The 16,570-nt window shown below is 51.2% G+C and carries 11 protein-coding genes; 4 read left to right on the top strand and 7 right to left on the bottom strand.

Features of this window, described 5'->3' with window-relative positions; all coding sequences use genetic code 11:
- Positions 1–215: 215 nt before the first annotated feature.
- The 4 genes from Pla110_RS05715 to mgtE all read left to right on the top strand — a co-directional run bounded on the left by Pla110_RS05715 (position 216) and on the right by mgtE (position 5,452).
- Positions 216–1,886 carry an AMP-dependent synthetase/ligase gene (locus Pla110_RS05715; RefSeq protein ID WP_390620489.1) on the top strand — a complete coding sequence of 557 codons (1,671 nt, stop codon included), beginning with the start codon at positions 216–218 and terminating at the stop codon, positions 1,884–1,886.
- Between the two features lie 479 nt (positions 1,887–2,365).
- Positions 2,366–2,857, top strand: a complete 492-nt coding sequence (gene rplM, locus Pla110_RS05720; RefSeq protein WP_390620490.1) for a 50S ribosomal protein L13 — start codon at positions 2,366–2,368, stop codon at positions 2,855–2,857.
- Between the two features lie 137 nt (positions 2,858–2,994).
- Positions 2,995–3,618, top strand: coding sequence for a 30S ribosomal protein S9 (gene rpsI / locus Pla110_RS23090; RefSeq protein WP_144994113.1), 624 nt, complete (start codon positions 2,995–2,997; stop codon positions 3,616–3,618).
- A gap of 427 nt (positions 3,619–4,045) precedes the next feature.
- Positions 4,046–5,452 carry a magnesium transporter gene (mgtE, locus tag Pla110_RS05730; RefSeq protein ID WP_144994115.1) on the top strand — a complete coding sequence of 469 codons (1,407 nt, stop codon included), beginning with the start codon at positions 4,046–4,048 and terminating at the stop codon, positions 5,450–5,452.
- 307 nt (positions 5,453–5,759) lie between these two features.
- Here mgtE and Pla110_RS05735 read toward each other — a convergent pair whose 3' ends face one another.
- The 7 genes from Pla110_RS05735 to Pla110_RS05765 all read right to left on the bottom strand — a co-directional run bounded on the left by Pla110_RS05735 (position 5,760) and on the right by Pla110_RS05765 (position 16,521).
- Positions 5,760–7,766, bottom strand: a complete 2,007-nt coding sequence (locus Pla110_RS05735; RefSeq protein WP_197440530.1) for a MutS-related protein — start codon at positions 7,764–7,766, stop codon at positions 5,760–5,762.
- A 70-nt stretch (positions 7,767–7,836) separates the two neighbouring features.
- Positions 7,837–9,252, bottom strand: a complete 1,416-nt coding sequence (locus Pla110_RS05740; RefSeq protein WP_197440531.1) for a sigma-54-dependent transcriptional regulator — start codon at positions 9,250–9,252, stop codon at positions 7,837–7,839.
- A 150-nt stretch (positions 9,253–9,402) separates the two neighbouring features.
- Complete coding sequence (locus tag Pla110_RS05745) at positions 9,403–10,131, bottom strand: sensor histidine kinase (protein WP_144994119.1); 729 nt, start codon at positions 10,129–10,131, stop codon at positions 9,403–9,405.
- A gap of 238 nt (positions 10,132–10,369) precedes the next feature.
- Entirely contained in the window at positions 10,370–12,496 is a 2,127-nt protein-coding gene (gene pnp / locus Pla110_RS05750; protein WP_144994122.1) for a polyribonucleotide nucleotidyltransferase, read from the bottom strand.
- Positions 12,497–12,846: 350 nt separating this feature from the next.
- Entirely contained in the window at positions 12,847–13,116 is a 270-nt protein-coding gene (gene rpsO / locus Pla110_RS05755; protein ID WP_144994124.1) for a 30S ribosomal protein S15, read from the bottom strand.
- 423 nt (positions 13,117–13,539) lie between these two features.
- Positions 13,540–15,849: an NfeD family protein gene (locus Pla110_RS05760; protein ID WP_144994126.1), complete on the bottom strand. Its 2,310-nt coding sequence runs from the start codon at positions 15,847–15,849 to the stop codon at positions 13,540–13,542.
- Positions 15,850–16,026: 177 nt separating this feature from the next.
- Entirely contained in the window at positions 16,027–16,521 is a 495-nt protein-coding gene (locus tag Pla110_RS05765) for a GNAT family N-acetyltransferase (RefSeq protein WP_197440532.1), read from the bottom strand.
- Positions 16,522–16,570 lie beyond the last annotated feature (49 nt).

A 16,570-nucleotide genomic window follows, 5' to 3' on the forward strand; every position in this document is an offset into this window, starting at 1 on the left:
GAAGAATCAAAAACTGTCGACTTTAGGGTCGGCAGTTTTTTTTGTCATTTTGCTTTTGAGAAGAGAGTCTGGTCTTCGGTGGGAATAGCTTCCGTGGAGTCCATTGAAATTTAGATTTCAGACCTGTTGATTTCCTGTTCTCAATGTCTCGTTCCAAAGAAATTCTCTCTCGAAAGGGATGAAAACTGTCGCTTGAATTTCAGAGTGTCAGTCAGCTGCATCGTCAGACTTCGCGCAATCGAGGGCGGTCCATCGCCATTCGTTCTCCGCAGTGGGGACGGTACGTGGATTACACCTGGCACGAGTATCGGCAACAGAGCGACTACTTTGCGGCGGCACTCGTCGAAGAAGGGCTCCAATGGGGGGATCGCGTGGCTATCCTTTCCGAAAATCGCTTCGAATGGTTGATAGCCGATCAGGGTGTTTTTTCTGCCGGAGGGGTGACTGTCCCTCTGCATACATCGCTGGCAGTCGAACAGGTCGTATGGCAGTTGGATCACAGTGATTCCCGGTGGCTTGTCCTCTCGGGCGAAGAGCAGTGGCAAAGGCTGGCTCCATATCTGGCCGAATTTTCCCAACTGGAAGGGATCATTTTTCTGGAGCCGCTGAAGCTTCCTCAGGTTGGACTCGATGGCCCCGTTCTTCTGAGCTGGAATACTTTCCTTGCGTCGGGCCGACATGCCTTATTTCGGTCGCCGAAGAGAGTGGAACTCCGCGAAGAGAATATTCAATCTGAGGATCTGGCAACGATCATTTATACCAGCGGCACGACGGGGGAGCCCAAGGGGGTGATGCTGTCCCATGGGAACCTGGTCTCCAATGCGGTCAACCGACAGAAAATGGCCAAGTATACCAGTCACGATATCAAGTTGAGCTGGCTTCCCTATAGTCATGTCTATGCCCGAACGGTCGATTGTTTCATGTCGGCCTATGTTGGAATGACCGTCGTGCTGGCGCGGTCGCCGCAAACTTTACGCGAAGACCTGCTCTTGTCTGAACCAACCTGGATGACTGGAGTGCCTCGGTTCTATGAAAAGATCTGGAGGACATTGAAACCGCTTAGTAACGAGAAGCGGAAGGCAAAATTGCGCGAAATATTTGGACGCCGGATCAGGTGCGTCTCCTGCGGGGGAGCTCCCATTGCCACCGAGATCGTTGAAGGCTTTCGGCAAGCAGGGTTACCATTACTCGTTGGATACGGATTAACAGAAACCTCACCCGTGCTGACATTGAACTCCGAATCAAACGACAAGCCGGGAACCGTTGGAAAAGCGATTCCGGAAGTCGAGTTGAAGATCGCCTCCTCAGGCGAAGTCCTGGTCCGCGGTCCCCAGGTGATGCAGGGGTATTGGAAAGATCCGGGAGTAACTGAAGAGGCATTACTCGACGGGTGGTTGCATACGGGAGATCTCGGATCGCTGGATTCTGAGGGGTATCTGAATATCCATGGGCGTTGTAAGGATTTGATCGTCACCTCTCAAGGAAAAAAAATTGCGCCGCTTCATATCGAACAACTCATCACTGCGGATCCGGCGATTGAGCAGGCGGTTGTGTATGGGGAAGGGTGTCCCTTTCTATCCGCGATTATTGTTCCTGATTTTGCCTATCTCCTCTCTGTTAAAGGGTGGGAAGCACCGGGGTCGACTGTCAGAGGGCAGGGGAACGGCTTAGAAGACAATTGGAATGCTCCAGATGTACGGGCGTATTTATTGGATTGTGTACAAAAGCAGTTGGCGAGTGTCAGTCGGGAAGAGCAAGTCCGAAAAATAGTGGTGTTAGATCGCCCCTTTTCTGTTTCTCAGGGTGAATTGACCCCCAGCTTTAAGCTTAGGAGAGAACAGATTGTCGCTCAGTTTCAGAGTTTATTAGATGGACTATACTATTGATCACCAGTTGTTTTGAGTTGCATAACCAATTCAGGACCCGGTTCCAGCAGCAAGGTACCGGAAATCTGGTTTTTCAGCGTGCTTGCCGTTGAATACGGGTAGTGATATCGCTATTCTTTTCGTTTCCCCGCGTCACCCTTGCGGGAAGATTGTCTACCGCGCTAAGGCTCTGCCATAGACGACTTCGCAGCTCCAAGTTGAGTTGAAGCCGTATTTAGCTGAAAACAGGGCCTTGTTGATGTCTGAAGAAAGGCTTTAGACGTCGCCGTTTCCAGGCTAACAGGAGGTCAGTAACTTTGTTTCTGCTCCAGTGCAGGCAGCTTGGCTTTGACGGAAGCGTTATTAACTGAGCATTAATTTGCGAGTTTAAGTCGCAATATTACCTGAAATACAGGACTCAGTGAGCGAAGACAGTCACTCCACCGAACAACACTCTCGGCAGGATTTGCTGACCGGGAAACTGGCTTGAATGATAGAGGATTATTGTCGTGTCCAAGACAACCATTGAAAAAAACGAGACGTTCAAACCGAGCTGGTATACGGTTGACGCCGATAATCAGATCGTCGGTCGTCTGGCGAGCAAGCTGGCGATGGTACTGATGGGCAAACATAAGCCTGTCTACACGCCGCATGTGGACACGGGCGATTACGTCATCGTGTTAAATGCACATCTAGTTCGCTTCAGCGGTCGGGAACTGGCTCACAATGAGCATCCTTACCTGACTGAGAAAATGATGAAAAAAGAGTACGACAGCTACTCCGGTTTTCCCGGTGGTCGTAAAGTTCAGACCGGTCTGCAAGTGTGGCAACGCCACCCTGAAAAAATTCTGCACGAAGCAGTTCGTCGGATGCTGCCCAAGAACAAGTTGGGTGTCAAAATGCTCAAAAAACTGAAGTTGGTTTGCGGCAATGAGCACGGGTACCAGGCTCAACAGCCTGTGGAATTACCCGGGCATCTGCTGCCTAAGTAATCTACAGCTGCGGTAAATCAGCAATAATATAAGGCAGGGAAACAGGACGCGAAGACGCGTTAAATTCACTGCCCATCAATTCCAAAACAATCACTGAACAGTGTTCAATGTAATCAACAGAAAGTGCGACAGACGTCATGACTGAGGAAACGACTGAAGTCCAACCAGAAGCATCTGACGAAACTCCGAAGGAGACCACTCCTGAAGTGACTACTTCCGAAGAGGCTACTCCCGAAGAAGCCAATGCAGAACCGACAGCAGAAGTCGTCGAAGACGATGCAGCTGCCGCCGGACTGACTTTGGGTTCAGGGGCTCCCGCGGAAGAAGACAACCAACCGCAGGTTGATCCCGTAATTCGTGGTAAAATCGACCGCTTCGGTGCGGCTCTGGGAACGGGACGTCGTAAGACTTCTGTTGCTCGTGTTCGTGTCAAAAGTGGTTCAGGTGTCATCACCGTCAACGGTCGTCCGATGGAAGAATACTTCACCGTCATTCGGGACCGCAAAATGATCCTCGCTCCGCTCCTGGTAACAGGCGAAGAAGGTAAAGTGGACGTTTGGATTCGTGCTTCTGGTGGAGGCATTACTGGTCAGACTGGTGCTGCTGTACTGGGAATCGCCCGTGCACTGCAGGCTAAAGACGCCAGCAACCATCATGCTTTGGCTGAAGGTGGATTCCTGACTCGTGACGACCGCATGGTCGAACGTAAGAAATACGGCCTCAAGAAAGCTCGTAAATCTTTCCAGTTCTCCAAACGTTAAACGCCGTTTAAGCTCCAGTCAAAAAGTCGTCGTCGGCTTTCGCTGGTTTGCTTCGAAACAAATTTTCCTTGCCGTGGTTATGACCCGGCAAGGATTTTTTTTGGTTTTCGCTGGCCCACTTTCTTCCAGATACGGCGCCTCGTCGCAGGTGTCCGAATAGAATACAACCGAAGCTGTTTCGACGCTCGGAATTGATCTCGTCACAGTGATCTGTTGTGGTTTGAGTACGCGAAACCTTTTGAAAGTTTTATCTTTCGCCGCCAAAATCCGCTGCGATAAACCGCTGCAATAAAATGTCAAATACGATAGAACCTCTGTGGTTCCGATTTTTGTAGATGCACTCCTCTCGTATAGCGAGCGGTTGGAAATCCGTTTGTTTTCCTCTTGATGTTCAGGGCCGTTTATGAATTCGAATGAGGACAGATTGATGTATTACAACTCATTGCTGTTGCCCGATCTCCTGCAGATGATTCAGGAGAAGGATGAAAACGGATTGCATGAGTTCTGCGAAGTGTTCCATCCGGCGAATTGCGCCGAGGTCTTGGAGTCACTGAGTCCGGAAGACTTCTGGTACGTCATGAGGTGCAGCGACAAGCAGTCCCGCATGAACGCTTTTTCCTTTCTGGATTTGGCGAAGCAGTCGGAGTTCATGGCGTTTGAGCAGGATGATCAGACCGTGCAGGTCAGCATTCTGGAAGGGATGGCTCCGGACGATAGGGTCGACTTGTTGTCACGTCTCGACAACGATCGTGGAAGGCAACTGGTTTCGCGCTTAAGTGAAACAGAACGGAATACTGTACGGGAACTGCTCGCCTACGAAGAGGAGCGAGAGGACAGTGCCGGGGCGATCATGACGACCGAGTTCGCCTGGTTGCCCCAGAACCTGACTGCCGAAGAGGCGATTGCCCGGTTGCGTCGGCAGGCCCATGACCGTGAAACCATTTATTACATCTTCATCCTGGAAGAAGAACGCCGCCTGCGGGGGTTGGTTTCGTTTCGCCAGTTACTCCTGGCGGATCCCAGTGCGAAGATGGTCGACATCATGCAGCGAGATGTCGTGACAGTCCGGATCGAGGATGACCGGGAATTTGTTGCCTCCGAGATTGCTAAATACGACTTGCTGGCGATCCCGGTTGTGGACAATCAATACCGCCTCGTTGGGATCGTCACTCACGACGATATTATTGACGTTCTCCAGGAGGAGGCCACGGAAGACGCCCATCGTCAAGGGGCGGTGGCGCCGTTGGAAGACAGCTATCTCACGACATCGATTCTGACCCTGGTATACAAACGAGGTGTCTGGTTGATCCTGCTGTTAGTGGCGGCCGCATTCACGGTGAATGTTCTAAAGAGGTTCGAGTACGAAATGGTCACGCAGCTTAAGCATGGCTGGTTGCTTTGGTTTCTACCGCTCGTCATTGCCAGTGGCGGCAATACAGGTTCACAATCGGCGACGTTGGTAATTCGTTTATTGACGCTGGAAGATATGCGGCGGAATGAAACGCTAAAACTGGTGATGCGAGAATTCATGCTGGCAGTGCTCCTGGGAAGTGGCCTGGGCTTGCTGACATTTCTGATTGCGCGATTCTTCTGGATGGACGAACCCACAGTCCGTGCCGTAGGAGAGGCGTCTCTGATGATGAAGTCGAGCGTCGTCGGAATCACTGTATTCCTGGTGGTCATCATGGGGTCGGTGACGGGAGCGACTTTGCCACTGATGTTTAAGAAATTGGGTATGGACCCGGCCTTGATGTCCAACCCGCTTATTTCAGCTTTGGTCGACTTCTTCGGTCTGATCGTATACTACGCCGTCGCTTCCACGATGCTTACTTGAGGGCAGGGGCGAATACCGAGTCAGAAGAGCTCACTATAGTGCTCTGGCAGCCGACCTATGTCAGATAGTAATTCGTATTTGTTCTCGGCTAAGAGTTCTTGGGCACGGTGGTTATCAGTTGTTTTAAAACTAATACCATACACAGCAGAGTTCGCTTGGGATCGCTCCCAGTAAATAATGGGTCAGTCTCGCCCCTTAGTCTCTCCGTGTCTTGTTGGTTCAAAGTAAGACCCTGCAATTGCCAGACATAGACCGGTGGTAGACAGAGCAATAGAGCGAGATCCGCCACACCCGTCTTAGATAAGCACTAAGGGCTATCCTGTTTTTCTGCCGGTTCCGTTAAGCCGATAATTCGCATCAGTTCGAGTGCATTGCTGTGCTGCACAACGCCATCCTGAATGTGGTAGTCGAACTTTAGTTCGCCCGCTTCCAGTCGGTCTTCAAAATGAATATTGCGAGCGGAAACGGACAAGTCTGGAACGATCTTAGTGAGTGATAGATCGTGAGTCGTGACCAGGCCAACGGCGTCATGTTCCAAGAGATTACGGATAACGGCCTCGGCACCCTCGCGCCGGTCGTGGGAGTTCGTTCCCTGGAGGATTTCATCCAGCAGGAACAACACAGGCAAGCCACCCGGTTTGCGGGTTAATTCTACCACCACCTTCAGTCGTGAGATCACGGCGAAGAAGTGGGAAAACCCTTGTTGCAGCGAATCAGCAACACGCATCGTGGTGCCGATCTGGAACCGGGAAATCGTCAACGAAGTGGCACAGACCGGGGCTCCAGTGTACGCGAGCGCGGCATTCAATCCGACGGTCCGTAGGAGTGTGCTTTTTCCGGACATGTTTGATCCGCTAACCATCAGGAAGGCAGGGTCGCGACCGAAGGTCAGGTCATTGTGAACTCTCTTCTGGAAGGCAAGCAGAGGGTGCCCCATCCCGGTGACTTCGAATGTCGGTCCCTCTTCGGTGACTTCAGGGAACGGAAAGTCAGCATGTTCAAAATGAAAGCTGGCCAGGGAACAGAGTGCTTCAAACTGACCGACGGTTTCCAACCAGTCCGGGATGTGGTCTCCTACCGCCGCTTTCCATTTCTCAATCGAATGGACGACATGGACTGGAAGGCAGAATAGAAAGGCGAGAGGAGCGAAGAACTGATTGCGGACACAGTTCTGTAATCGTTGTACAAGGCGGTCGAAGTGATTCACTTCGTAGGAGGGAGGATGTCCTTCTGTTTCCAGCTTTTGTTGGAGCTGTTTCAAAAGAGGGGATTCAAACGACTGCCGTTCAATCACGAACAGGACTCGGGAAAGGATTCTTAACCCGCTGGCCGCTTGATCGGCTTGGATGCTTAGTTCATGGATCTGTTTTCGAAACAAAAGCAGGAATGGAGTTTGAACCAAAAGGGTGATGAATAACGGATGGGCGCCCCAGGCCTGGAAAAGATATCCAAGCAAAGCAACCGTCGAGCTGATTGCTACCAGGCCAGCGAATAGACGCTTCCAAAGGGCGATCGGTTGTGGAGGAATGTTGAACCACTGTACTAAATGGGTTTGATCTTCCTCGTCGAGGTTATCTGACTTTTTCGATGAAAGCAGTGCCAGTTCTTCTCGCAGGTCGAGCTTGTCGGCGAGTTCTCTGGCAGCGGATTGTCGCAAGCGGATCTCATCCGTTGTTGCTGCGGACTTTATCCAGGATGCGAGGGTCGATTCTCCCAGCCTGGTGCGTGCCTGACAAAGGAGCTGGAATAGCGAACCTTCGCCGAACAGATCGAGGTCGTTAGCGTAAGGGTGATCTGGATCGGAGAATCTCTCACCAGTAGGGCCGATTCCATACCAAGTGTCATTGATGCGACGCAGGCCGGTCTCGTAGTGAGTCACGGCCGAGTGTGCCTGGCGGATTTTCTTGAGTATTCGGCCATGCACGATCACCAGCGCAACGAACAGAAATCCCGGAAGGAGTAGCCAGAAGGCCGACCAGGAGTTTTCGCCGGACGCGAAAAACAGAAAGAGAATTGCTAACAGAAAGATTGCCCCACGTCCCATGGAGATTTTTTCTTCCTGTCTTCTCAATTGCTTGAGCTGGGAGCGATAAGAATCTCGTCGTTTCTCGTACGCAGAGCGGGCCGCTGCGCGGGCGGAATTGGTCTTTTCGAGCTGATCAGGAGCGACGGTGGCCACGGAAGGAAGAGTTTCGTTTTGCAAAGAGTTTTGATCAATGGGAGGAGGAAGACTGTTTGTGGTCAGAGTGCCGGTGTCGATGGAAAGGGGATACAGGCAGGTGGGTTGTTTTCTTCCTGAAATGACATGGGACATTCCGTCAACGGACATTTTAATGGATAGGAGGGGCTGGCAGGAAGGAATTCTCAGGAGAGAGGGGAGCGGTTTAATTCTTTTTCAGGTCATACTCCCGAATTTTACGATAGAGAGTTCTCTCGCCAATGCCAAGCATGCTGGCTGCTTCTTCTCGTTTGCCTCCGCTTAACTCGAGGGCTTTCTGGATGTAGTACTTCTCTACGTCGGCTAACGTACGTCCAACCAAAGAGTCTGCGCCAGACAGGAAGCCTTCTGATTTTTCCCCCGTAGAACTGTAGTCGACCAGTTCCGCGATATCGAGAGGCAAGTCGTCGATATCGAGCAAACCGTCCGTATCAAGAATGATCATGCGTTCGACGCTGTTTCGCAACTGGCGAATATTCCCCGGCCAGTCGTAAAGGGTCAGCGCCTGGCGAGCTGCTTTGGAAAATCCCTGGACTTCTTTACCGCTCTTTGCCGAAAGCTCTTTCTGAAAATGTTCCAGCAGCAGCGGTACATCCACCCGGCGATCCCGAAGGGGGGGGAGATTAATCATCACGACGCTCAGACGATAGTAAAGATCTTCGCGAAACTTCTTCGCGGCTACCAACTCTTTCAAATTGGCATTAGTCGCGGCCACGAGGCGAACGTTGACGTCCATCTCTTCGTTGGCACCCAGTCGCGTGATTTTACGCTCTTCCAGGACACGTAACAATTTGACCTGTGTGTCGAGTGGCATCTCACCGACTTCGTCCAGGAACAAGGTGCCGCCGTTGGCGTATTCAAATTTGCCGATTCGTCTTCCCATGGCTCCCGTGAATGCGCCTTGTTCGTGACCGAAGAGTTCGCTTTCCAGAATGCTGTCGGGAAGGGCAGTAATGTTGAGCGGGACGAAAGGTTTGTTTTTGCGTAGACTGTTCTGGTGAATCGCGCGGGCGACGAGTTCCTTGCCCGTACCGCTGTCTCCTTCGATCAAAACGGTACTGTCGGTGGGGGCGACATGCTTTAAGATCTCGATGAGTTTCTGCATCTGGGGGCTGCTGCCGATGACACCCTCAAAGCCAAACTTTTCATCGAGTGATTCGATCAACTCCTGGTTGCGGCGAATCAGTTTCAGGCGTGTAGCCGCCTTTTCAACGGAAGAGCGAAGCTCGTTAATGTCGAGCGGTTTGGTGAGGTAGGTGTAAGCACCTTGCTGGATCGCAGCGACAGCCGAACGGATATCACCATGGCCGGTGACGACGATAACTTCTGCTTCCGGAAGCTCTTCTTTGGCTTTACGGAGAATGTCGAGGCCACCGATTTCGTCCATCATCATGTCGGTGATGACGACATCGAAGTTGTCACTTTCGATCAGGCTGGAGCCTCGACTGCCTGTGGTAGCGACAACGCAATCGGAACCGACGCGTCGGAGGCTTTCCGCGACTGCCTGAGCGTGCGCTTCGTCATCGTCCACAATCAGTACCCGAATCGGGATGTTCGAACTACTGATGGATTCGCGGCTCACCCTGTTCCTCCCGATAATAGACGGTTATGAATTCGATGCAGATGAACTGGAAAATGGATTAATAGAGCCCTGTTTAACAGAGCTGATGACAAACTGGCTGACGGAACTGAAATGAAGGGTTGGTGGTGGGAACGGGTGAAAGGTGTGGGCTCAATCCCCAAGAGCGGGGAGGGTGATAATAAAGCGAGTCCCTTTGCCTGGCTCGCTTTCGCACTGGATTGTACCACCATGTGCCAGCACTACTTTGCGAACGGTGGGCAGCCCGAGGCCACTTCCTTCCGCTTTGCAGGAGAAGAAGGCTTGAAACATTTTTTCCTGCACTTCTTCGTTCATCCCGACACCTGTATCAATGAATTCCAGTACGACTTTGTCATTCCGATTGTAGGTCTGTAATTCCAGCAAACCGCCATCGGGCATCGCCTGTTCGGCATTGATTGCCAAGTTTAACAGGACTTGCCGGAAGAGGGAACGGTCAAGATTCACCAGCGGAAGGTTCGGGCTGAGATGCGGGCTGATGTCAATCTGTTGTTGTTCAGCGCGGGGTCGATAGAACTCGATGAATTTTTCGATGGCATCAGTAATGTCCGTTGGCTGCGGATTGAGTTCACCCAGTCGGACAAACTGGAGGAAGGCATTCAGAATCTCTTCCAGATGATGGCATTCTTGTCTAACTGTTTCCAGCCGCTTGCACATCCGACGATCGCGTGGGTCTTCGGACTGGTGGAGTTCCTCTTCCAGCAGCGATGCGTTCATCGAGATCGACGAGAGTGGATTGCGAATCTCGTGGGCTAATCCACCAGCAAGAGAGGCCAACTCCGTATACTGATCGATCAGTTCGGAAGAGGTAGCTTGTTCGAGATCAACTGGCTTGTGCGACATGAGACAACGATCTGATTACGAGAGTATCATCATCAAAACCGGAGAGCTGGATGGAAGTTCGTTTCGATCCTTGATGGAATTTTGCCTGCCCGGGAAGGTCATCATCCGTGACGTTAATATAAACAATTCCGGCTTGCCTGATCAAAACGAAAAAGCAAGCCGGAAATCATTTGTGTTTATATCAGGTGATAACACTGGGGCTCCGCATTATGGGGAGATCACTGTTATTCCCTATTTACTATTCTTCTTCAGCTTCGGAATCGGAGCCACCGTTGGCTTCTACCAACAGAGCTTTACGGGAAAGCTTGATCCGGTTCTGGTCGTCGACAGCAATAACCTTCACTTCGAGGTGATCGCCTTCTTTGCAGACATCGGAGACAGATTTGACGAAGCCATCAGAAAGTTCACTGATGTGGCAGAGTCCATCTTTGCCGGGAGCGATTTCCACGAAAGCACCGAAGTCTTTCACAGAACTGACACGGCCTTTGTAGACTTTGCCGACTTTGATTTCTTCGGTCATCGCTTCGATACGAGCGATGGCGTCATCGACGGCTGCTCGGCTGCTGGAAGAGACAGTGACAAGGCCAGATTCTTCGACGTCGAGGTTGGCACCAGTTTCTTCCTGGATGGCACGAATCGTTTTACCGCCAGGTCCGATCAGGAGACCGATTTTCTCAGGATTGATTTTGATCTGCTCAAGGCGAGGAGCGTGATCCGAGATTTCGCCACGGGGACGACGGATTTCGGACAGCATGGTTTTCAACAACTCGATACGAGCTTTGCGGGCCTGAACAAGGGTCTCACGAATAATCTTTTCGTTGATACCGTCGATTTTCAGGTCGAGCTGGATACCGGTGATCCCTTTCTGGGTACCGGCAACTTTGAAGTCCATGTCGCCGAAGTGGTCTTCGTCGCCCATAATGTCGGTCAGCAGCGTGTATTTCTCGTTCGTCTCTTTGACGATACCGATAGAAATGCCAGCAACCGGCTGAGTGATTCGCACTCCGGCGTCCATCAGGCCGAGGGTGGCGCTACAGACGGAAGCCATAGAGCTGGAACCGTTTGATTCCAGAATGTCGGAGATCACGCGGATCGTGTACGGGAACTTATCTGCGGGGGGCAGAACGGGTTCAACCGAACGTTCTGCCAGACAACCGTGACCAATTTCACGGCGTCCTGGTCCTCGGATCGGGCGAACTTCCCCAACGGAGAACGAGGGGAAGTAGTAGTGCAGCATGAACCGGGCAGAGCTTTCGCCGAACAGGCTGTCTGTTCGTTGCTGATCGCGGGAGGTTCCCAAAGTGATGGTCGCCATTGACTGGGTTTCACCACGGGTGAAGACAGCAGAACCGTGAACTTGGGGCAGCATACCAACCGAGCAGGTGACTCCTCGGAGGTCATCAGGAGCACGGCCATCGAGGCGTTTGCCTTCGAGGATCAGGTCACGAACGACCTGTTTTTCGCATTTATAGAAAGCCTCTTTCAGCTGAGGGATCGTGCCACCATTAGAGGCGACGTCGGTTCCTTCAGGAAAGTATTTCTGAATCAGCTCTTCACGGACAGCAGCACCTTGTTCGTGACGAAGTTGTTTGCTGGTGTTCTGTTTGGCTTTTTTGAGTTTGTCGTAGCCTTCTTTTTTGATGACGTCGGTAAACGGGTTTTCGCCGGGGCCTTCGTAAACCGTTTTTTCAGCACCCATCTTTTTGACGAACTCGTCCTGCATTTCACAGATTTCGACGATCGCTTTGTGAGCGTACATAATGGCGTCAGCCATTTCGTCTTCAGGAATTTGAGCTCCGAAGCCTTCGATCATCAGGACAGATTCTTTAGAGCCGGCAACGATCAGGTCGAGGTCGCTCTCGAGGATTTCCTGATGTGTGGGGAAGAGTTTCAGTTCCCCGTCAAGGCGTCCGACGCGAACAGAAGCGATTGGGCCCTGGAAGGGAAGAGGGGCGAGCATCAGACCAGCACTGGCACCAATGGTGGTGAGTACATCGGGCTCGTTTTCACCGTCGCAGGCAAGGACGTTGGCACAAACTTGAACTTCGTCGCGAAAACCATCGGGGAAAAGCGGACGAATAGGACGGTCAGTCAGGCGGCAGGTCAGAATTTCGCGAGTGGTCGGACGACCTTCGCGTTTCAGGAAACCACCGGCAAATTTACCTGCGGCAGCAAGGCGTTCGCGGTAATCGACAGTCAGGGGGAAGAAGTCAGTACCTTCTCGGCTGGGGCCTGTTTGCACGGCGACGAACAGAACTGTCTCTCCATATTGTACAAGCACAGCTCCGCTGGACTGTTTGGCAAGCTCACCTGAGGTGATGGATAGAGTTCTACCAGCTAATTCTCGTTCTACTGTTACTTTCACGGCAAATTCCTACTACTACTAATGGCCGACATGAATTGGTGTCGAGATTACAATTCTCGCTATTTTGATAACACGTTATTGATCGTGACTGGCGAGGCGATTTCAAAACCCGTTCGGGGTCAGGAGCATGCAAGTCCGGAGACGGACGATGAATCGGGAAGCGGGGTGAAATCAGTTTAGATAAGGCGTGTAGCTACCCGCATACCAGTCGTTATGCAAAAGAGCAGCTACCTGTGTGACAGGGCTGCTCTTAGGGATATCGGTAATCGATATTGAATTTTGATGCGAGAGCCGCTGCCGTTCTTAGTCAGGAGGAGAGAATTCCAATAATTCCCACCTGCCTGGCAGCGTTACTTACGAATCGAAAGGCGTTCCAGCATCGAAAGATATGTTTCGTAGTTCGTCTTCTTGAGGTAGTCCAATAGACTACGACGGCGGCTGACCATAGCCAGAAGACCGCGACGGCTGGAGTGGTCTTTTTTGTTCTGCTTCAGGTGGTCGGTCAGCGTGTTGATACGATGAGTCAGGAGGGCAATTTGAACTTCTGAAGAACCACAATCGGCATCCGAAGTCCGGAATTCTGCGATTTTGTTTTGTTTTTCTTCCTGGGTAATCGACATAGATTGTTTCTACCTTAACACTTTAACAATACGACGTTTACGGCAAATAAACGGTGACAGAATGCGTCTGTCGCCCTTGATAGCAACAGTTGTGAGCAACAGGAAGCGGGGGCTTGGTCTTCAGAATATGGTCTCCAGCGAAAGTTCGCAGTGGAGAAGTTCCTGTTTCTGAGGGTTATTGAACCCTTGAAAGAACGGAACCCGCATGAAACGGAGCTCTGAGTGATTGCTTGAGTTGTTCTTGGACAACTTACTAGAGCGGAAAACTGTCGCCCCGATTCTTTTCCTGTTTTGAATGGGTGGATCATAAACAGTCTGAACGCAGACGTCACGCGCCAGAATGACCCTAAATCGAGAATTAGGCTGAATCGCACCCTGACTTTTCAGGCTAACTGGAGGCACGACAAGGTTGAATTGCCTATTTTACGTGATTTCACGAACCACAATGTGGTTTCCACTCCGTTCGATGATCTCGACTTCCGCGCCAGGAGGGATGTAGGAACCATTACTGACAACATTAAGGACTTCTCCGTCCAATTTAATCTTTCCTGCCGGTCGAAGGGCCGTGAACGTTGTGGCGGTTCGTCCAACGAAATTCCCACTGTTTAAATGGTCAGGGACCAGGTCGGGCCGTAAATGAGGTTCGTCTTCGGCGTGACCGGGGGCACCTTCGAAACTCGGAGGTTTGATCAATTCTTTGATGAACGGAATGCGGGGGAGCATCAAATTGAAGACGACAGCCAGCACAATAACTGTCGTCAGTGCGCTCGCGATCAGCATGAATGAATCCGAAACGCGGGTCAGATTGCTGTCTGCATCACCCCATGCGACTTCGCTGATGGTCATACTGGCCATAATAAGCGAAGCGAACATCAGTACGATTCCGGTAATGCCGAACACGCCAAACCCTGGCAGTACAAAGACTTCCATTAGTAGAAGGACAATGGCAAATAAGAACAGAATCACTTCCAGCCAACCTGCCGTGCCGCCTAGAAAACGGCTCCAGAAGAAGAGTAGAAAGCAGAAAGCGGACAGCGTACCGAAAAATCCGCTGACGAAATGAGCCTCGACGTAAATGAGAACCAACCCTGCCACGATCAATAAAAAGTGGGCGGTGGGTGAATTCAGGATGAACAGCAGCGTGTCCAGCCAAGTCATTTCCAGTGGGAGAATATGTGCATCGGCACTGATTCCGAGGCGTTCTTTGAGTTCTTCGATGTTGGCTACTGGGGGTTCAGTTAATTTCAGTTCGTGAGCTCTTGATGCTTCCACCGTCAGTAATTTTTCGTTGTCATCTTTTCCAGATTCGGGGATTTGGATCCCCTGGATCCATTTTCCCCCTTCCGAGTCGATTTCCTGCTGGGTCATATACCATAATTGGCCTGTCTCCCGATTTCGGACTTCAAAAACGGGGAGTTTGCGGTCAGTCATCGCTTCAGCAACTGCGGCGGGGCGACCTTTCAGTTGGGCAAGTCCTTTCAGCTTGGCGCGAATGGGTCCGATAATTTTTTCCGGAGCCCGTTCAAACGCCTGGCCTTCCCGAATTTCGATCGGTCCGGCGTCGCCGATCTGGGCGGTGGGTTCCATATAAATTTCATCACATCCCAATGCAACAATCGCAGCACCACTAATGGCTTGTTTGGGAATGTAGGCCACCGTCAGCACTTTATCTGAATCGAGGCTGGATAGTTTATCCGCCAGATCGATACTGGTTTTCAAGTAGCCACCAGGGGAGTCGATCTCCAAAATGATGATATTCGCCCCTTCGCGCACACTCCGGTCGATCTGTCGTATCAGGAAGTTACCGATGACAGGTTCAATAACATCGTTGAGCTTGAGGTAGGCGATTTCCAGTTCCCCTCCCATCGACAGATTTTCTCGCAGTGCTTCAGGTGCCAGATTGTAGATCGAAACGAGGTCGGACCGTTGCCGCGCTGTTTGGCTTACAAGTACGTCCAGGGCGCGGGCACGGATTCCTGTTAAGGTTCCGGGAAGTCCCACTTCTTTGATGGTTTCGATATCCGATATCGTCACTCCCGATTCCTGGAGACGTCGCAGCTCTTCGCGCGTGACGACTCGTGTTTCAACACCTTTATTGGCCTGCTCAATACTGACTTTGAATACTGCGACCTGAGGATCCATAAATCCTTTCAGGAGCGCCCCGTTAACACGTGGATTGAGTCGTTTCTGAATTAGACTGAGCAGGCTCTGTTGTTCCAGCTGATCCAAAGCGGCACCACGACCCAAGTCGCCCAGTTCGGCATCGGGATGCATGATGATCTCTTCGCAGACGAGAGCCAGAGCCGCGTTGTTGCCGGTGACCGTTTCCGGGATCCAGGCGACCGTGGTGACATCACCAATGGGGGCAGAGGCAAGGAACTTTGCCAGACCCTGAACTTCATGAGAAGGGCTGTTACCGGGAGTGATTTCCAGAATCAGAAATGCTTTGCGATCCTCTAGAACGGCCTGACGCTGAAGATCGAGTGCTGTATTCTTTACACGTCCAAATACAGCATCGTTCAAAGGACTGTGGACGGTGATGGTTCGTCCCAACGGAATTTGTTTTTTGTTGTTCTCCGCTGGGTTTTGCTTTTCGTCCTTCTGCTGCGCAGCTTCTCTGTCCTCTGGAACTTCCAGTAAATCCTGAGCCATCGCTGATGATAACGCAAAATAGCTGAAACCAAAGAGGCAACAAACGAGCCAGAACGCGTTAAGGGGCCAACAATTCTTCATTTATACCTGATCCTGCTGAGGTACTCATCAGTTCCATGTCTACGGGAAAGGTTCCTCTTCAAGTGAACGTTACAATTATAGCCTTGGATGAAAACAAGCGTCAAACTTTCGGACAATTATCGGGAAAAGAGCTTTTGGAGACAGTATTTGTGGTCATATGTCTGTTTCATCGAAGATTCATTTTAGCGGACATTTCATGAGATAATTGATAAACAGAACGTTTTGGCGTGTTACTTCTTGTTTCTGAATGATTTCGAATTGATGCCGCTGGAAAAAGGGGAGGGCCGTGATACTAACTTCGGCTGTCAATGTACGAATTCCCGAATCAACTGCAGTTGTTTTCAGCTGACTCATTAACAAACTACCTGAGCCCGTTCGCTGAAAATCCTTGTGTACATAAAAGCAATCAATCCTACCCGGGTTCGCCAGGAGATCTAATTCGGCGAAACCCGCGATCTGCCCTTCGCGTTCAACGACGAAGGTTGTGAACTGCTTCTGCCGTGCTATCCACTTTGCTGTGTCTTCGCGGTGGGGAGCCCAGGCATCGACTTGTTCGATGTTGTAGTCACGGCAGTTCACTTCGTGGACCGTATCGTAGAACAGATGGGCAATGGCTTGACCATCTTCTGGTTTTGCGAAACGGATGTGAGGAGAATTGTCCGGAGGCATCATGAAGTCAATTATACTCAAATGTGAAATGAGATACCCCATTCATTTCGAA

The sequence above is a fragment of the Polystyrenella longa genome (genome assembly GCF_007750395.1).
GTDB classification, from domain to species: domain Bacteria; phylum Planctomycetota; class Planctomycetia; order Planctomycetales; family Planctomycetaceae; genus Polystyrenella; species Polystyrenella longa.